We start from the raw sequence: 17,972 nt of genomic DNA on the forward strand, positions 1-17,972 counted from the left end.
GGTCCAGTATACTCCCATTATGTAGGGGCGCAATGCTTTGAATCAACATACATAATTGTGTCACAAAATTGTCGTGGCAGTGTTATTTAGCTCTTCTATGCTGAAATTGTGAACAAATGTAAGCATGAACTATGAAAACACAGATCATCAAACTCGATACGGCGCTTTATTTTGCCCTTTATAAACCCGAGTGTAAGCCCTGGTTCAAAATGGTGATGTTGGCACTGTCGAAAAGCGGAAACGGTGGGCTTTATGTGGTACTGGGTATCCTGAGTGCACTGTTTATGGATTCGGTCGGGCAGCAGTTTGCCTTGTGTGCTGTGGTTGCGTTTGCCATTGAACGACCACTCTACCTTTATCTGAAGAACCGTATCGCCAGGGTTCGGCCCTGTGATTGCCTTGCTGTTAAAGCCATGCTTACACCGAGTGATAAATTTAGCATGCCGTCCGGACACAGTGCGGGTGCCTGGTTATATGCGACCTGTCTGATGGAGCATTTTCCGGCATTGGCGCTGCCCTTGATGCTGTGGGCATCAGGTGTGTCGTTATCGAGGATCGTAGTCGGTGTGCATTATCCAATTGATGTCATTCTGGGTGCGATGATAGGCAGCGGATGTGCTTTGCTGGCAATAGGAGTGGTAGGGGAATTATGAAGATTTTATATGGCGTACAAGGAACTGGTAATGGTCATATCACCCGTGCCCGGGTGATGGCAGAGTGCTTTACACGTTTGGGTATAGATGTTGATTACGTGTTTTCCGGTCGTCCGGACGAGCGTTATTTTGATATGTCGGTGTTTGGGGATTATCAAACCCGGCGCGGGATCAGCTTTGCAACCCGACATGGGCGGTTAAATTATCAGGGCACGCTGCAGCAGCTGCGCGTTGGTCGGTTTATTCAAGATGTACGACGCTTCGATATGCGTGGCTATGACATGGTATTCAATGACTTTGAACCGATCACGGCATGGGCTGCGCGCCGTGCTAAAGTGCCGGTCGTTGCCATGAGTCACCAAAGTGCCTTTTTGTCACCGCAGGTGCCGATATTTGGTGGCAACTTTTTGCTGCGCTCATTGATCCGCTGGTTTGCACCCGCTGACATTCACCTCGGTGTGCACTGGCAACCGTTTGCACAAAACATTGTGCCGCCTTTTATCCCTTACCAGCCTGGTGACTTTGGTAATCAGTCGATAGCAAACAAAGTGCTGGTGTACCTGCCATTTGAAGACTTGTCACACATAGTGGAGTTGCTGAAAGACTTTCCGGATAAGGAGTTCTACTGCTATCACCCGGATGCCAAAGATACTTCACTGAATCATATTCACTTGCGTGCCCCTTCGCGTGAAGGGTTTATTGCCGACCTTGCTAATGCGTCGGGGGTGGTGGCCAATGCCGGGTTTGAACTATCCAGCGAGGCGCTTAAGTTTGGCAAAAAACTCCTGCTTAAGCCTTTGCAGGGGCAGTTTGAGCAGCAGAGTAATGCCATGACTTTACAAAACTTGGGACTGGCCCAGGTGATGAATTATCTTAACTCCGAAGCACTGGATGAATGGCTGGAGTTACCCGCCGGACAGCAAATTAATTTTCCCAGTGATGCGACTCCGTTAGCTTTGTGGCTAACTAAGGGACAATGGAGCAATGTCACAGAGCTGCATGATACGCTTTGGCAGGCGGTGCTCAATAAAGCACCAAAGGCCGCTTAATTAATGCGCAATTAGTAATAAAGTCGTGCAAAATTGACAAATAGTGCGCGGCGTTGCTGACGGAATAATCTATACTTATTGCAGGTCTCGTAATAATTGGGTAACCGTATGGCAATTCTGGAAAATCTGACCATTAAACGGCGCTTGCAGTTGAATGCGCTGGTAGTGGGTGTGGCTTTAGTCGTTATGCTGGCAGTGATCATGATCGAAGCCAGTACCATGCGCAAGCTGAATGAAACCATTCAGTACGCGGAGGAACTGGATATTCATGAGCTCTCCATGCGCAAACACGAGAAGAACTTTTTGTTCTACAAAGATACTGAGGCACTAGATTTATATGCCAGGGACTACAGTGAGGTGCAACGTAAAGCAGGTCTGTTGGACGAGATATTTGCTGAGTTCGATATTGACGATAGTAACTTACGCGAGTTTGAACGCCTCGCGCAAACCTATGTAGACGACTTTAACAACGTCGTTGATTTACAAAAAACCATCGGCCTGCATCCCAAAGACGGGCTGTATGGCGCGCTGCGTAGTGCCGTTCATGAAGTCGAAACTATGCTGAAGCAGCAACAGCGTGACGATCTGCTGGTCAGTATGTTGATGCTCAGACGGGCAGAAAAAGACTTTATGCTGCGACTGGATTTAAAGTACCTGAAGAAGTTTGACGATCAAATCAGTAAGTTTGAAGGTCAGGTAAAAGCCGCAGGCTTTGATGCGCAGTACGAGCGCCAGATTTTAACGCTGATCAAGCAATATCAGACTCGTTTCAGAAATCTGGTCGATGCACAGACCAAGCTGGGCCTGGACCTTAACAGTGGCGCTTTGGGCAGCATGAAGCAAAGCGTGGAACAAAGCGATGCGGTAGTGGGCCGGATTGTAGAACAGGCCAAGCAGGCGGTGGCAGAAAACACCCAAATGGCACAGATGGCGGCGCTGATCATCTTTGTGGTGGCATCGGTGCTGGTGATGATTTTGGTATTATCGACCAGCCAGTCGATTATTCGTCCGGTTGAGCGGGTTTATCAGACCATAGAGCGGATCCGCCGTGAGAACAACTTGCGCATTCATATTGAGCAAACGGGTAACGACGAAATCACCCTGATGACCAAAGACTTTAATAGCCTGATTGGCGACTTCAAAGAGCTGATTGGCGATGTGAACAATGCGCTGGCGATCATCAATGACGCAACTCATCACTTGTCAGATACCACGGCACAAACCAGTGCCGGTATGACTGAGCAGCTCCATGAAGCCGATATGGTGGCAACGGCGGCAACTGAAATGCAGGCCACCATTCAGGATATTTCGCACAATACCGAAGCGGCGGCGGAAAAAGCCGAGTCTACCAATAAGAATGCCCAGCTGGGTCGCACTGAGGTGACCTCAACCATTGAGCACATCATGCAGCTGTCTGAGTCTTTGGGTGGGGCATCCGACGTAGTAGGTCAGTTAGAGCGAGATGGTGAGACCATTGGCTCTGTCCTTGATGTGATCCGGGGTATTGCTGAGCAAACCAACCTACTGGCACTGAATGCGGCTATTGAGGCTGCCCGTGCTGGTGAGCAAGGTAGGGGCTTTGCGGTGGTGGCAGACGAAGTCCGCTCGCTGGCGCAGCGTACCCAGGATTCGACTCAGGAAATCGAAAGCATTATTTCGACCTTGCAGCAGCGCACCCGCGAAGTGGTGAATATCATGGAGCAGTGCCGTGAGCAGGGTAACGAGAGTGTGGCACAGGCAGAGCGTGCTGGAAATCTGCTTGGGATGATCACAGAAGATGTGCAGACCATTATGGAAATGAGTACGCATATTGCCACTGCCATTGATGAGCAAAAACAGGTGGCGTCAGAAGTGAACAAGAATGTGGTTAAGATCCGCGATATTGCACAGGTGGCATCGGAGCATGCCAGCAGTAATGCGCAAAGCAGTGAGGAACTGTCCGAGCAAGCTCGTAACTTGTACGAGTCGGTAGAAAAATACCAGGTGTAGTGATGCTATGCCAGGTAAAAGAAAAGGCGACCTCAGTCGCCTTTTTTGTGTCTGGTATGCCCTTATGGCATGAACTTGATCGGCACATCGTGCTTTGCCGACACGCGCTGCTGATAGTCTTGCCACAGTGTCTCGTGTTGTTCGCACAGCTTTCTCAGGTATTGCCAGCTGAACAACCCGGAGTTGTGGCCGTCATCAAACACCAGCCTGACCGCATAGTGGCCGACCGGCTCGATTTCACCAATGGACACATTCTGTTTGTTGAGCACCAGTTGTTGCTGACCGGGGCCATGCCCCTGCACCTCGGCCGAGGGGGAATGAACACGTAAAAACTCAGCGCTGAGCGAATGGCTCAGATCATCATCAAAGTGCACATCGAGTGTTTTTTGCACCTTGTGGTAATGCAGTTTAGTTACTTGATACATAGGCATAAAAAAGCCCGATCCAGGACCGGGCGATTATCTGTTAAAGAATAAAGCGGCTCAGGTCTTCGTCCTGGACCAGCATATCTAAATGTTTATCGACATACGCGGCGTCGATTGTCAGTGACTCACCGGCTTTGTCGGACGCATCGAATGAAATTTCTTCCATCAGCTTTTCCATCACAGTATGCAGACGACGGGCACCGATGTTTTCGGTCTTCTCGTTGACTTGCCAGGCGGCCTGAGCAATACGCTCAATTGCATCATCACTGAATTCGATGCTGACACTTTCTGTGTTCAACAGGGCCTGTTGCTGCTCGGTTAAAGAGGCATGAGGTTCTGTCAGAATACGTTTAAAGTCTTTCGCCGTCAGTGCTTCTAATTCAACGCGAATAGGTAAACGGCCTTGCAGCTCAGGAATAAGATCAGAAGGCTTAGCCATCTGGAACGCACCTGAAGCAATAAACAGAATGTGATCGGTTTTGACCATACCATGCTTAGTGCTGACGGTAGAGCCTTCAATCAGCGGCAGTAAGTCGCGTTGTACGCCTTCGCGGCTGACATCCGGACCTGACGCTTCGCCACGCTTACAGATCTTATCGATTTCATCGACGAACACGATGCCATTTTGCTCAACGGCAAAAATCGCCTGCTCTTTGAGCTCTTCCGGGTTAACCAGCTTAGCGGCTTCTTCTTCGACTAAGAGCTTGAAGGCTTCTTTGATCTTCAGTTTACGGCTTTTCTTCTTGTCGCCAGACAGGTTCTGGAACATGCCCTGCAACTGATTGGTCATTTCTTCCATGCCTGGCGGCGCCATGATCTCTACCTGAGGCGCTGTTTCAGCGATGTCGATGTCGATCTCTTTGTCATCCAGCTGGCCTTCGCGTAGCTTTTTACGGAATACCTGACGCGTAGAGCTGTTATCGCTTTGCTGAGTTTCACCCCAGGCGTCTTTCGCCGGTGGCAGCAGGGCGTCCAAAATACGCTCTTCCGCGGCTTCTTCAGCGCGGTGCTTGTGCTTCTTGGTTTGCTGCTCGCGGGTCATTTTAAATGACACTTCCACCAGATCACGGATAATGGTCTCGACCTCTTTGCCGACATAACCGACTTCGGTGAACTTAGTGGCTTCCACTTTGATAAACGGCGCGTTCGCCAGCTTAGCCAGGCGACGGGCAATTTCGGTTTTACCAACACCCGTTGGGCCGATCATCAGGATGTTCTTTGGCGTCACTTCACTGCGCAGCTCTTCAGGAAGCTGCATGCGGCGCCAGCGGTTTCTCAGTGCAATGGCGACGGCTTTTTTCGCGTTGTCCTGACCAATAATATGTTGGTCCAGTTCATGGACGATTTCTCTTGGGGTCATTGCTGTCATGGCAATTCCTATTACAATTCTTCGATGGTTTGGAAATTGTTGGTAAAAACGCAGATATCTCCTGCGATTGTCAGGCTCTTTTCCACAATTTCACGGGCACTCAGGTCGGTATTTTCAATCAGCGCGGTGGCTGCGGCCTGGGCAAAGTTACCGCCACTGCCGATGGCAATGAGGTCATGCTCAGGCTGGACTACGTCACCATTACCTGTGATGATCAATGACGCGGTTTCGTCTGCAACGGCCAGCAAGGCTTCTAATTTGCGCAGCGCTCTGTCGGTGCGCCAGTCTTTTGCCATTTCAACGGCCGCCCGGGTCAGATGGCCCTGGTGCATTTCCAGTTTGGTTTCAAAGCGTTCAAACAAAGTGAACGCATCGGCAGTGCCACCGGCAAAGCCTGCTAGTACTTTACCGTTGTAGAGGCGACGCACTTTTCTGGCGTTGCCTTTCATTACCGTATTGCCAAGAGAAACCTGGCCATCTCCGCCAATTACGACTTTGTCGCCTCGGCGAACACTCACGATAGTTGTCATAGTATTCCTTAATCAGGAGGCATCAGCCTCATCTGTAAACTCAATTAGGGTAGAGATAGGGACGATTTTACGAAGATCAAGTCCACTTCCAGATCCCACAGCTGACAATATTTACTCGTTCCAGCTTGTTTTTATCGCTCTCGGCGCCGCGTTTGGTGTCGTAAGGACCCAGGCGCACTCGATACCAGACGCCGTTGGAGCCTTCGGTACGGCGGATCTCTGCGATAAGTCCGGCAAAGGCCATCTTGGCTTTCATTTGCTCGGCCTGTTTATAGGTTCTGAACGAGCCGCATTGCATCTGGTAGGGGCCCTGGCTCTCGATTTTCTTGACCTCGACTTTTACCTCGTGATCTTTAATGTCTTTAATAAAATCCGGCGGACGAGGTAAATCTTTTTCGACTTTCGGTTGCTCAGCTTGCTTGGGGGCTGCCGGGCTGGTGGTTTGCACCTCAGGTTTGCCGTGTTGTGTGATGTACCACAGGCCATAACCAAAGGCACTGATCAGTACCAGCGTCAGCGCGGCAAAAAACTTGGGAAAGGGCTTGGCGGCCTTTCCTTTTGCGGCCTTTTTACCGCCCGGTTTCTTATTTATATAGTCGTGTTGTGCCATAACGTATTTTTAATAGGTATCCATTGGGTCAACGTCAATACTCCAGCGCACCCGGTTGGCAAGTTTATGCTGACCGATATAGTCGGCCAGTTGCGCCAGGTATTGATGCAGTACTTTGCGCTGCGCTGCCTGAATATGTAATTGATATCGGTATTTACCGGCCAGACGTTCCATCGGCGCGGGGATCGGTCCGAGCAATTGTATACCAGGGTAGGGGGTGGCTGGAACCAGATCCGACAAAAACGCCATTACCAGCTGCGAGTTGGTGGCTTCTGCGCGGATCAGTGCCAGATGGCTGTATGGAGGCATCTGAGTTTCTTCGCGTTCGCGCAGTGCATAGCGGGCAAAGTCCTGATAGCCATTATTCACCAGATCCTGTAGCAACGGGTGTTCCGGGAAATGGGTTTGCAAAAGTACCGTGCCGGCTTCGCCGCTGCGCCCGGCCCGCCCAGCCACTTGGGTTATCAGCTGAGCCATGTGCTCCGTGGCGCGAAAATCGCAGGAATACAAACCACTGTCTACGTCGAGGATCACCACCAGATTGACGTCGGCGAAGTGGTGGCCTTTGGCGAGCATCTGAGTGCCGATAAGCAGCCGGGCCCCTCCCTGATTAATTTCATCCAGCGCACTTTCGAGGCTGCCCTTGCGGCGGGTAGAGTCGCGGTCGATGCGATGCACGGGAAAGTCGGCAAATTGTTCGGATAAGAACTCTTCCAGCTGCTCTGTACCATATCCGGTTGGCATGATCTGGGTGCTGCCACAGTCGGGGCATTGCAAAGGCACAAAGGCTTGCTCTGAGCAGTGGTGGCAGATCAGCCTGCGCAGTGATTTATGATAAGTGGCGCTGGTACTACAGCGGTCACAGTTGCTGAGCCAGCCGCACTCATGGCAGATCAAAGTGGGGGCAAAACCGCGTCGGTTGAGAAACACCATAACCTGTTGTCCGCGCGCCAGTGTGGCAGCAATGGCATCCAGACTGGCTTTGGCAAATCCCCCCTGATCGGGCTGTCCTTTCATATCCACGAGCATGAAGCGGTTATCCTGCTGGGTTTGCGCCCGTTTTGTCAGTGGCAGCAACTGATAGCGGTTTTGCAGTGCTTTTTGCAGGGTTTCCAGTGCCGGTGTGGCAGTACCGAGGATCAACGGAAACTGGCCCTGTGCGGCGCGATAGGCGGCCAGGTCACGGGCGTGATAGCGCAACCCGTCTTGCTGTTTAAACGAGCCATCATGTTCTTCATCAACCACTATCATACCCAAGGTCTGAAAGGGCAAAAAGATAGCAGAGCGGGTACCAATCACCAGTGCAGATTCTCCCTGCTCGGCTCGTCGCCAGGTGTGTAAGCGCTCATTGTCAGTCAGGTTGGAGTGCCAGAGATCAATCGGTAACCCTTCGAAGCGGCGTTTAAAGCGGTTCACGGTTTGTGGCGTCAGGCCAATTTCCGGCACCAGTACTAAGGCTTGTTTGCCGGCGGCTAAAATGGCCTCCAGACTTTGCAGATATACTTCGGTTTTACCACTGCCCGTGACGCCTTCGAGTAAGAAGGTACGAAACCCGGTTTGACTGTTGATGGCACTGCAGGCGGTGGCCTGCTCCGGGTGAAGTCTTGGTTTACTGCCCAGTTGCAATGGCGCAGACTGCCAGTGGGTGTCGGTACGCAGTTCTTCGCGGATCAGTGCTTTTTCCAGTAAGGCCTTGATCTGTGCCTGCGAGAAGCCCAGTGTTTTTAATTCACTGGCGGTGGCGTCACCGGCGCTACGCAGTTGCTCAAGCAGTGCCAGTTGCTTTTTGGCTCTGAGTTGGGTGGTTTCACGGCCGGCCTCGGTGAGGGTCAGTACCGGCACTTGGGTTTTATCAACCTGCTCACCCTCGCGCAGCGCACCAGGCAGGGCGGTAAACAGGGTTTCGCCTAGCGGATGACAGTAATATTGCGCACTGAAGCGCAAAAAGGCGAGATGATCAGGTGATAATACGGGCGTGGTATCAAGCACCGACTCAAGCGCTTTTATTTTGTCTTCAGGCACGTCGCTGTGAGACTTCAGCGCCACCACGATGGCGATGCAGGCTCGGTTGGCGAATTTTACTCTCACCCGGCCACCCACACAGGGTTGTTGTTCTGGCTCAAGGCGGTAATCAAAGGTTCTGTGTAAAGGTACTTTTAAAGCGACTTCGGCGAAGCGCATGGAAACTCCGGCATCTGAATTTCAATGTTAAGGGCAGCTGTCTGAGTGCACCTTGCTGTGCCGCCAGACTATCTGCCCAGTATACCGTAACGGCATAATAATGTATGCGAATGGTCAGTGAGATTTACAGCAGCTCGATATTTTGCGGGCACAGCACGAAATTGCGCAAAAAATAGCAGTTATTTTGCATTTATTGCTTGTGGAAAGCCCGGATTGACCCTAAAATACGCGTCCACAATTTTTGTATAACTACGTATGGTGCCAGACTTCGGGTTTGGAGAGCGATACGGCCTTAACTAGAGGTGTCCTATGAAAGAAGGTATTCATCCTAAGTACGAAACAATCTCAGCAACTTGTTCGTGCGGTAACAAATTCGAGACTCGTTCAACACTATGTAAAGACATTCACCTGGACGTATGTTCTGCATGTCACCCGTTCTACACTGGTAAGCAGAAGATCCTAGACACAGGTGGTCGTGTTGATCGCTTCAACAAGCGCTTTGGCGCGCTTAGCAGCAAGAAGTAAGTTTTACTTTTGCTGTAGAAAAAGCACCTTCGGGTGCTTTTTTCGTTTCTGCGCACTCATCTCTTACTCTAATCATTTACCATCATCATGCTAAGTGGACGGATCAGTGCCATTTGGTTAGTAAAGTTTCCAGTTTCGCCTCACTCATTTGTACCGAAGAGGGTATAAGCGGGCTTGCACGTGAGAAGTCGGTTGCCACGTAAATCACCACTTTCATCTGTGTGAATGGCCATATTCACCTGATTAATATGCATAGCTATATGTACTAAATGTCGAGTGATATCTGTATTTTTGTCGCTAAATGTTGTGAATTTAAGCTTAAAATGCACTAAATGTCGTAAAGTGTATTTCACCTCGGGTTTTATTTATTTTATTTATACTCTGCATAAAAATGACGCTATTTTGAACTGAAAGTGACACTTATCAGATCATTTATTGTGAGATAAGTTTGCCGAAAAGTAGCAAAAAGGTCGCTAAATCTTGCTAACTGCCAACTATCTTTGCTTTAACAGGATCGACCTGATATCCCTTGAATTAATTTTTAAAAAAGGTATGGTTTAAAGCAGTTAGCGAATTTTTATCTCACTCTCACTTTCAACTTCTTCGTAGGAAAAAATCGCGTCATGTCAGACTTTCGTGAACAAGCGTTACATTATCATGCCCACCCCGTTCCAGGAAAAATCAGCGTTGAGTTGACCAAGCCTGCTGAAACCGTCAAAGACCTGGCCCTGGCATATAGCCCGGGTGTTGCTGAGCCGGTCCGTGAAATTGCTGCCGATCCTAGCAATGCTTACCGCTATACTGGTAAAGGCAATATGGTTGCGGTGATCAGTAACGGTACGGCTATTTTAGGGTTAGGGAATCTCGGTCCACTGGCGTCTAAACCTGTGATGGAAGGTAAGGCGTTGCTGTTCAAGCGATTTGCAGGCCTGGATTCGATTGATATCGAAGTGAAGCACCGCACCACTGAAGACTTTATCAACACGGTTGCCAATATCGCTGACACCTTTGGTGGTATTAATCTGGAAGACATCAAAGCGCCTGAGTGCTTTGAAATTGAGCGCGCGCTAATTGAGCGCTGTGATGTGCCGGTATTCCACGATGACCAGCATGGCACCGCAATCGTTACTGCTGCGGGTATGCTGAACGCGCTGGAGATCCAGGGCAAAAACATCCATGACGCCATTATTGTGTGCCTGGGTGCCGGCGCCGCTGCCATTGCCTGTATGGAATTGCTGATTAAATGTGGTGCACAGCGTGAGCACATTTATATGCTGGACCGCAAAGGGGTGATCCACACGCGTCGTGATGACCTTAACGAATATAAGAAACTGTTTGCCAATAACACGGATAAGCGCACTTTGCAGGACGTGATCGAAGATGCTGACGTGTTCGTTGGTGTATCTGGTCCTGATCTGTTGTCGCCAGAAGATCTGAAACTGATGGCGGACAAGCCTGTGGTGTTTGCGTGTTCGAACCCAGATCCGGAGATCAGCCCGGAAGTGGCGCATGGTGCACGTGATGACTTAATTATGGCAACTGGTCGTTCGGACTATCCAAACCAGGTTAACAACGTATTATGTTTCCCGTTTATCTTCCGCGGTGCGCTGGATGTGCGTGCAACGGCAATTAACGATGAGATGAAGATTGCGGCGGTAGAGGCCATTCGCAGCATTGCCAAAGAGCCAGTGCCTGCTGAAGTGCTAAAAGCGGCAGAGGTAGACAGCCTGGAATTTGGTGAACACTATATTATTCCTAAGCCAATGGACCCGCGTTTGTTGCCGCGTATTGCTAAAGCGGTTGCAGTTGCTGCGGTTGAATCCGGTGTGGCACAAATCGATATGCCAGAAAACTACATGGCATAAGCCCATCAGAGCAATAAAAAAGCCTCACACTGTGAGGCTTTTTTATTTTTGCAACTGACGAAATTATTCTTCGTTGATCTCTGGAATTTCCAGACCCATTTCCGTCATGATCTGACGCACTTCTGCCGGAATTTTTTCCGGGTTGTCTTTACGCAGATCTTCGTCACCGGGCAGCGGCTGGCCGGTAAAGGCATGCAGGAATGCCTCGCACAGTAATTCACTGTTTGTCGCGTGGCGCAGGTTATTGACCTGGCGGCGGGTGCGCTCATCAGTTAGCACTTTAAGTACGTTGAGCGGGATAGACACAGTAATCTTTTTTACCTGTTCTGATTTCTTACCGTGTTCTGCATAAGGGTGAATATATTCACCGTTCCATTTAGCCATAGTGATGTACTTGCCTCAGTGTTGTAGATGCAATGCGAATAAGACTGTGTACTGTGTATGGATCCAACCGTGACACGCAAGCTCTCTGTTGGCAATGTTGCACGTCATTTGCCATAGTTTAAGCTCAAATACTCAGTCTTATTAGCATAGAGTTCGCGTTGAGTGGCGAAATTTTATCGGTTTAAAAAAGATAGTCAAATACTAGTTATTTAGCCATTTAGCGGTATAAATGTTTTGACTTCTAACTTTTGTTAATCTAACCTTTTAGACGTCTAAACATCTAATTGAGTCAGGTGACCTATGAGCCAAAGCAACAAGTCAACCATAGCGGTACGCACAGGCATTGATGCGGATAAGCATCATGGTGCAGTGGTGCCGCCGCTGTATCTGTCGACCACCTATTCTTTTGCCGACTTTGATAAAAAGCGTGATTACGATTACGGGCGCAGCGGTAACCCGAATCGCGATATTCTTGCGCAAACGCTGGCGGAGCTTGAAGGTGGGGCTAAGGGCATCATTACGGCCACCGGGATGGCTGCGGTGCACCTGGTGACTCAGTTGCTGAATGCCGATGATACTTTGGTGATCCCACATGATTGTTACGGCGGCAGCTATCGTTTATTTACCTCGCTGGAAAAGCGCGGTTTGCTCAAGGTTAAAGTGCTCGACCTGACGCGCAGCGAAAGCTTGCAGGAGATCCTGGCCATCAAACCTAAGCTGGTCTGGATTGAAACACCCAGTAACCCCATTTTACGATTAACCGATATCAAAGCGGTCACCGACGTAGCTGCACAGTGCGGTGCACTGGTCGCCGCCGACAACACCTTTTTGTCGCCGGCGTTGCAAAACCCTATCGCATTTGGCGTCGACATCGTGGTGCACTCAACGACTAAATATATCAATGGTCACTCGGATGTCGTCGGCGGCGCGGTGATCGCCAAAACCGAGGAGCTTGGTGATGAACTGGCCTGGTGGGCCAACAATATCGGCATCACGGGCGCGCCGTTTGACAGTTACCTGACTTTACGCGGCTTGCGTACGCTCAATGTGCGCCTGAAACAGCATCAGGAGAATGCGCTGGCGATTGCGCGTTACCTTGAGCAATCTGAGTTTGTTAGCCAGGTGTACTATCCCGGGCTGGAAAGTCACCCTCAGCATGCGCTGGCAAAACAACAGCAACAAGGCTTTGGTGGCATGGTGAGTTTTGACATTAAAGGGGAATTGGCAGATGCAGCTAAGTTCCTGACCAGTGTCAAGCAATTCTCGCTGGCCGAATCGCTGGGTGGGGTTGAGAGTTTGATCTGTCACCCGGCAACCATGACACATGCCGGTATGGATCCCGCAGCTCGCCTCGAAGCGGGCGTCGGTGACACGCTGATCCGTATTTCCGTGGGGATTGAAGAGATCGACGATTTATTGGCAGACCTGGCGCAGGCTTTTGCCGCGGTGAAAGCCGCACAAGGCAGCGCCAGTGATAATGCGAAGGCCTTCAAGCTTTCGCCAGCACATACGGCATTGTGGTAGAAGAAATGACAAAAGCAGTACATAAATTCGGTGGTTCGAGCCTGAGCTCGGCGGCGCGCTATCAGGCGGTTGCCAATATTATTATTGGTCACTGCCAGAGCGGCGACTGTATCGTGGTATCAGCGGCAGGTAAAACCACCAATACCCTGGTTGCCTTGTGGCAGAGTTATCAGCAGCAGGACGAGCGAGCGTTCAGCGACATCCTGCTACAGGTCGAAAATCATCAGTTACAATTGATCAGTGAGTTGTTCCCGACTGCGCAGCAATCACCGCTGACAGCAGAGTTGCGTGATGAGCTGAGCAGCATTGCTCGTCAGGCGCAGTTGCGCCAATTGCAAGAAGCGCCACTACTGGCGTATGGGGAGATCTGGTCGGCGCGCTTACTGGCGGCGTTACTGAATACCCTGAATATTGCTGCACAAGATGTGGATGCCCGCACTTTGTTTACTCAGCATCAGGGACAGCTGATGCACAGCCTGAATCGCAGTGCCTGTCATCAGGCACTCGCTCAGGACAAAATTTACGTGGTCACCGGATTTATTGCCGCTGACAGTGAAGGCAACACGGTCACGCTGGGACGTAACGGCAGCGATTACAGTGCCACCCTGTTAGCCAGCTATCTGGATGCGGCGTCTGTGTCTATCTGGACAGATACACCGGGTGTGTTCAGCACTGATCCGCGCAAAGTAGGTAATGCCATCAAATACAGCAAGGTATGTCGTGCCCAGGCTAATTTACTGGCCCGTCTTGGTAATCCTGTTTTACATGCCAAGACATTATCGCCGTTGAAAGAAACCGCGATTAAGTTGCAGGTACGCAGCAGTTTTGAACCTGATGTGCAGGGCACCGAAGTAGTGAAGCAAGGCTACAGCAAAGAAAAGCGCTTTGTAACTACCTTTGGCGAACTGGACTTGTTGCGCGTCGATACCCTGGTATCGGGCGAAGTTGGCGCGCTTAGCCAACTCATTCAGCATGGTATTCATCACTTTAATCAAAATGGCGAAGACTACTTGCTGGTGCCCAGCGAATTTACCCATCAGGTGGTATTGCGCCTGAGCGGTCGGGTGACCATCGTTGAGTCCCACTTACGTGGCTTTGCCGTGGTCGCGCCTTGTCCGGATATTGCACCCTTGGTGCGCCAGGCTCAGGCAGTGCTGGATGAGCAGGCTGTGGTGGTGCGCTTTACCCACAGTGCAACCGAGTACGCGTTGTTCCTCACCGATCAGGCAATTGATAGTGATGTGCTGGCTATTTTGCATGACAAGTTGGTGAATAAAGGCCGTGAACTGGCGGTGATCATCGCAGGTCTGGGCAATGTGGGTGAGGTGTTCCTCAACCAGTGTCAGCAACAAATTGCGCGCTTACAAAGCCAGTTTGATCTCAAAGTGGTGGCGCTGCTGCGTTCGCAGGAAATGGTGTTCTGCCCAAGCGGGTTGAGTGTGTCGCAATGGCAACAGCAGTGGCAAAGCGAAGCGCAGAGCTACTCTCATGCCGAACTGCTGGATCGCATCAGTGAGCTTGATTACGAACATAAAGTGGTGATTGATATCACCGCCAGCGAAACATTTAGTCAGCTTTACCCGGATTTTGCCGCGCACGATTGTCATCTGATCAGTGCCAATAAGTATGCCGGTACCGCTGCGCATGACTGGTATCATGCACTGCGCACTCAGTTGCAGGAACGCAATCTGCTGTGGCGCTATAACACCAGTGTCGGAGCCGGACTGCCGGTGAATTTTGCGCTGACGGATCTGCAAAACAGCGGCGACAGAGTGGTACGCATTGAAGGGGTCTTCTCTGGTACTTTATCCTGGTTATGTAGCAGCTTTGATGGCGAGCGTCCTTTTTCTGAGCTGGTTTTGGCTGCCCAAGACATGGGCTATACCGAGCCGGATCCCCGCGAAGATCTGTCAGGTCGGGACATGCAGCGCAAACTCTTGATCCTGGCGCGTGAGCTGGGTTTGCAGCTGGAACTGGATGATATTGAACTGGAGGCGCTGATGCCGGCGTCTCTGGCGCAAGGCAGCTGGGAGAGCTTCCTGGCTCGTAAAGATGAATTAGATATGTTTTATCAGCAGCGTGCTGAGGCGGCTCAGGCACAAGGCAAAGTGCTAAGGTATACCGGAGCACTGGAAATTGATGCCGCTGGCAAGGTGCACGCCAAAGTGGGCATTGCACAGGTTGCTCAGGGCAGCGCCATTGCTAACCTGACGCCGGGCGATAATATTTTTGTTATCACCACGGGATGGTACGAACAAAACCCATTGGTGATCCAGGGCCCGGGCGCGGGTAAAGAAGTTACCGCTGCGGGGATCCACTCCGATCTGTACTGGTTAACTCAGCAGCTGAGATAATCACACCGTGATACAAAAAAGGCCGGTTATAATGACCGGCCTTTTTGCGTGATGCGTGTTAGAACAATTCTTCCGTATCTGGTAACTGCTCTTCAAAGGGGGTGCTTGAGCCCGTGTCCAGCACATACTTAGTGGGGGCTGTTCCACGTTCAAAGTGCTCGAAACGGCTGGTGTGATCGTTACGTTCACTCAGCAGTCCGGTTTTTAAGTCGATACGGACCGACACCAGCCCAGGTGGCGGTTCAATGGGGGCCAGCGGCTCATCTTTTAACGCGGCGCGCATAAACTGCACCCAGCCTGGGAGTGCAGAGGTGGCACCGGCTTCGGCACCCACGACTTGTTGTTTGCCGAGGTTGGCATTGTAGGCTGCGCGACCCAGTGATTTACCGGGATCGTCAAAGCCCACCCAGACCGTGGTCAGCACGTTGCGATTAAATCCGGTGAACCAGGTATCGACCGAGTTGTTGGTGGTACCGGTTTTGCCTGCCAGATCCTTACGTTTAAGTGCTTGAGCACGCCAGCCTGTACCACTCCAGCCGGTTTTGTGTTTCCAGCTACCGCCACCCCAGACCACGCTTTTCATGGCATCGGCAATTAAAAATGCATTTTGCTCCGAGATGATCCGTGGTGCACAGGTATACTGGTCGACTTCCCACTCTTCTTCCGTACACACAGTCAGCGGCTGAGCAGCGCCCAGCAGGTTACCGTAACTGTCGGTGAGTTTTTCAATAAAATAGGTTTCGACCAGGTGGCCGCCATTGGCGAAGGCGCTCATACCGCGTGCCATTTCCAGTGGCGTCAGTGAGGCACTACCCAGCGCCAGCGATTCACTGCGTACGATGTCTTCGTTATTAAAGCCAAACTTGAGAATGTGATCGGCGGCGGTGTTCAAGCCCATGCCCCGCAGCAGGCGTACTGACACAACGTTTTTCGATTGTGCCAGGGCACGGCGGATACGAATAGGACCGCTGTACACATCCGGACTGTTCTTCGGACGCCAGGCGACGCCCATGCTTTTATCCCAATGATTGATGGGGGCGTCGTTAATGATGGTCGACAGTGTATAGCCGGATTCCAGCGCACCCGAATAAATAAACGGCTTGATGTTAGAGCCCACCTGGCGTTTTGCCTGAACTGCGCGGTTGTATTGACTTTGCTGGAAGCTATAGCCACCGACCAGGGCTTTGATACGGCCACTTTGAGGGTCCAGTGAGACCAGTGCACTGGCAGGTTGAGGCAGCTGACTGAGCATCCAGGTCTGATCTTTTTCACGTACCCAGATTTGCATGCCTGGTGCCAGAATGTCGCCTGCCTGTTTGGGAGGCAAGCCCTGACGGCGCTCAGTGATATAGGTGCGTGCCCAGTTTAAGCCTGCCCAGGGGATAGTGATTGAAGCACCGTCTTTGAGCAGCACGGTTGCGCTTTGCTCTTCAAGCGCTGTGACCACCCCGGCGCGTAACGGGTCGATTTCTCTTACCTGCTTTAACCGCTCCAGGATCTGAGTCGCTGACCAGGGGGATTCCTCAGCCTGCCAGTACTGCGCCTCTGGGCCGCGGAAACCATGGCGCATATCATAGGCATGCAGATTGTCGATAAGTGCTTGCTGTGCCGCAGCCTGAATGTTGGACTCAACCGTGGTATAGACCTTAAAGCCCGAATTATAGGCCTGATCCTCACCATAGGTTTTCACCATGTAAGCGCGCACCATTTCCGATATATAGGGCGCATAGAGTTCAATCTCCGCGCCATGGCGCTTAGCCGTGATCGGTGCCTGAGTTGCTTCGTTGTATTGTGCCTGGGAAATATAGCCTTCGGTGAGCATCCTGCCCAATACAACGTTCCGGCGTAACTTAGCGCGTTGCGGGTTACGGATAGGGTTTAGCGCAGAAGGGGCTTTGGGCAGACCCGCCAGCATGGCCATTTGTGCCAGGCTCAGCTCGTGCAGCTCTTTGCCATAATACACCTGTGCGGCGGCGCCAATGCCAAACGCGCGGTGGCCCAGCTCTATCTTGTTCAGATAAAGCTCCAGAATCTCATCTTTATTCAGCAGTCGCTCAATATGCAGTGCGATAAAGATTTCTTTCACCTTACGGATATAGGCTTTTTCCCGGGTCAGGAAGAAATTTCGTGCCAGCTGCATGGTAATGGTACTGGCGCCCTGTTTTTTCTCGCCAGTACTGACCAGGACAATAAATGAGCGGACTATGCCTATCGGGTCGATGCCAAAATGGTCGTAAAAGCGGTTGTCTTCGGTGGCCAGAAAGGCCTGGAGTAAAGGCTCGGGAATGTCATTAATTTTAACCGGAATACGGCGTTTTTCACCAAACTGGTTGATCAGTTTGCCGTCGCGGGTAAAGACCTGCATTGGGGTTTGCAGCTGTACATCTTTTAAAACCTTAACACTGGGAATGTCTGATTTGACATAGTAATAAAGGCCGAACAGGGTAAGCAGGCCCAGTGTCGTGCAAAGCAGTATAAGTTGTAGTAATCTTTTTAATAAATTCACGAATTTAT

General features: G+C 51.0%; 14 protein-coding genes. 7 read left to right on the forward strand and 7 right to left on the reverse strand.

Annotation, left to right across the window (positions count from 1 at the left end):
- Positions 1–131 precede the first annotated feature (131 nt).
- From L1285_RS18160 to L1285_RS18170, 3 genes are all read left to right on the forward strand, one after another.
- Positions 132–653: a phosphatase PAP2 family protein gene (locus L1285_RS18160; protein ID WP_046004915.1), complete on the forward strand. Its 522-nt coding sequence runs from the start codon at positions 132–134 to the stop codon at positions 651–653.
- Complete coding sequence (locus L1285_RS18165; protein ID WP_235413590.1) at positions 650–1,702, forward strand: MJ1255/VC2487 family glycosyltransferase; 1,053 nt, start codon at positions 650–652, stop codon at positions 1,700–1,702. Before L1285_RS18160 ends, L1285_RS18165 begins: the two co-directional genes overlap by 4 nt.
- Positions 1,703–1,810: 108 nt before the next feature.
- A complete protein-coding gene (locus L1285_RS18170) occupies positions 1,811–3,691 on the forward strand; it encodes a methyl-accepting chemotaxis protein (RefSeq protein WP_235413592.1) in 1,881 nt (626 codons plus the stop codon).
- Between the two features lie 62 nt (positions 3,692–3,753).
- Here L1285_RS18170 and L1285_RS18175 read toward each other — a convergent pair whose 3' ends face one another.
- From L1285_RS18175 to priA, 5 genes are all read right to left on the reverse strand, one after another.
- Positions 3,754–4,116 carry a gamma-butyrobetaine hydroxylase-like domain-containing protein gene (locus L1285_RS18175; RefSeq protein ID WP_235413666.1) on the reverse strand — a complete coding sequence of 121 codons (363 nt, stop codon included), beginning with the start codon at positions 4,114–4,116 and terminating at the stop codon, positions 3,754–3,756.
- 40 nt (positions 4,117–4,156) lie between these two features.
- The gene (hslU, locus tag L1285_RS18180; RefSeq protein WP_130244511.1) at positions 4,157–5,485 is read right to left on the reverse strand and encodes an HslU--HslV peptidase ATPase subunit; all 1,329 of its coding nucleotides are present in this window, start codon (positions 5,483–5,485) and stop codon (positions 4,157–4,159) included.
- A gap of 11 nt (positions 5,486–5,496) precedes the next feature.
- The gene (gene hslV / locus L1285_RS18185; protein ID WP_046004920.1) at positions 5,497–6,015 is read right to left on the reverse strand and encodes an ATP-dependent protease subunit HslV; all 519 of its coding nucleotides are present in this window, start codon (positions 6,013–6,015) and stop codon (positions 5,497–5,499) included.
- 76 nt (positions 6,016–6,091) lie between these two features.
- Entirely contained in the window at positions 6,092–6,625 is a 534-nt protein-coding gene (locus L1285_RS18190; RefSeq protein ID WP_125720260.1) for an SPOR domain-containing protein, read from the reverse strand.
- A gap of 9 nt (positions 6,626–6,634) precedes the next feature.
- Positions 6,635–8,806: a primosomal protein N' gene (gene priA / locus L1285_RS18195; protein ID WP_235413594.1), complete on the reverse strand. Its 2,172-nt coding sequence runs from the start codon at positions 8,804–8,806 to the stop codon at positions 6,635–6,637.
- A gap of 309 nt (positions 8,807–9,115) precedes the next feature.
- On the opposite strand from priA, the gene rpmE reads away from it, so the two are divergent.
- Both rpmE and L1285_RS18205 read left to right on the forward strand, forming a co-directional pair.
- On the forward strand, positions 9,116–9,331 hold the full coding sequence (gene rpmE, locus L1285_RS18200; protein ID WP_082078901.1) for a 50S ribosomal protein L31: 216 nt from the start codon (positions 9,116–9,118) through the stop codon (positions 9,329–9,331).
- Positions 9,332–9,954: 623 nt separating this feature from the next.
- Positions 9,955–11,196 carry a malic enzyme-like NAD(P)-binding protein gene (locus L1285_RS18205; RefSeq protein ID WP_046004923.1) on the forward strand — a complete coding sequence of 414 codons (1,242 nt, stop codon included), beginning with the start codon at positions 9,955–9,957 and terminating at the stop codon, positions 11,194–11,196.
- 63 nt (positions 11,197–11,259) lie between these two features.
- Here the strand turns inward: L1285_RS18205 and metJ are convergent, their stop codons facing one another.
- A complete protein-coding gene (metJ, locus tag L1285_RS18210; RefSeq protein WP_010386199.1) occupies positions 11,260–11,580 on the reverse strand; it encodes a met regulon transcriptional regulator MetJ in 321 nt (106 codons plus the stop codon).
- 300 nt (positions 11,581–11,880) lie between these two features.
- Here metJ and metB point away from each other — a divergent pair, with 300 nt between their 5' ends.
- Complete coding sequence (metB, locus tag L1285_RS18215) at positions 11,881–13,104, forward strand: cystathionine gamma-synthase (protein WP_125720256.1); 1,224 nt, start codon at positions 11,881–11,883, stop codon at positions 13,102–13,104.
- Positions 13,105–13,109: 5 nt separating this feature from the next.
- Positions 13,110–15,458 carry a bifunctional aspartate kinase/homoserine dehydrogenase II gene (gene metL / locus L1285_RS18220; protein ID WP_235413596.1) on the forward strand — a complete coding sequence of 783 codons (2,349 nt, stop codon included), beginning with the start codon at positions 13,110–13,112 and terminating at the stop codon, positions 15,456–15,458.
- A 58-nt stretch (positions 15,459–15,516) separates the two neighbouring features.
- Here metL and L1285_RS18225 read toward each other — a convergent pair whose 3' ends face one another.
- The gene (locus L1285_RS18225; RefSeq protein ID WP_235413597.1) at positions 15,517–17,964 is read right to left on the reverse strand and encodes a penicillin-binding protein 1A; all 2,448 of its coding nucleotides are present in this window, start codon (positions 17,962–17,964) and stop codon (positions 15,517–15,519) included.
- Between the last annotated feature and the right edge of the window lie 8 nt (positions 17,965–17,972).

Source organism: Pseudoalteromonas sp. DL2-H2.2 (assembly GCF_021532535.1).
GTDB lineage: Bacteria > Pseudomonadota > Gammaproteobacteria > Enterobacterales > Alteromonadaceae > Pseudoalteromonas > Pseudoalteromonas rubra_A.

What these genes read in the sequence shown, in the direction of transcription:
- metJ (WP_010386199.1), bottom strand. Translation starts at nt 11,580, where the DNA reads ATGGCTAAATGGAACGGTGAATATATTCACCCTTATGCAGAACACGGT.
- L1285_RS18175 (WP_235413666.1), bottom strand. Translation starts at nt 4,116, where the DNA reads ATGTATCAAGTAACTAAACTGCATTACCACAAGGTGCAAAAAACACTC.
- hslV (WP_046004920.1), bottom strand. Translation starts at nt 6,015, where the DNA reads ATGACAACTATCGTGAGTGTTCGCCGAGGCGACAAAGTCGTAATTGGC.
- L1285_RS18160 (WP_046004915.1), top strand. Translation starts at nt 132, where the DNA reads ATGAAAACACAGATCATCAAACTCGATACGGCGCTTTATTTTGCCCTT.
- L1285_RS18170 (WP_235413592.1), top strand. Translation starts at nt 1,811, where the DNA reads ATGGCAATTCTGGAAAATCTGACCATTAAACGGCGCTTGCAGTTGAAT.
- metL (WP_235413596.1), top strand. Translation starts at nt 13,110, where the DNA reads ATGACAAAAGCAGTACATAAATTCGGTGGTTCGAGCCTGAGCTCGGCG.
- hslU (WP_130244511.1), bottom strand. Translation starts at nt 5,485, where the DNA reads ATGACAGCAATGACCCCAAGAGAAATCGTCCATGAACTGGACCAACAT.
- metB (WP_125720256.1), top strand. Translation starts at nt 11,881, where the DNA reads ATGAGCCAAAGCAACAAGTCAACCATAGCGGTACGCACAGGCATTGAT.
- L1285_RS18190 (WP_125720260.1), bottom strand. Translation starts at nt 6,625, where the DNA reads ATGGCACAACACGACTATATAAATAAGAAACCGGGCGGTAAAAAGGCC.
- L1285_RS18205 (WP_046004923.1), top strand. Translation starts at nt 9,955, where the DNA reads ATGTCAGACTTTCGTGAACAAGCGTTACATTATCATGCCCACCCCGTT.
- L1285_RS18165 (WP_235413590.1), top strand. Translation starts at nt 650, where the DNA reads ATGAAGATTTTATATGGCGTACAAGGAACTGGTAATGGTCATATCACC.
- rpmE (WP_082078901.1), top strand. Translation starts at nt 9,116, where the DNA reads ATGAAAGAAGGTATTCATCCTAAGTACGAAACAATCTCAGCAACTTGT.
- priA (WP_235413594.1), bottom strand. Translation starts at nt 8,806, where the DNA reads ATGCGCTTCGCCGAAGTCGCTTTAAAAGTACCTTTACACAGAACCTTT.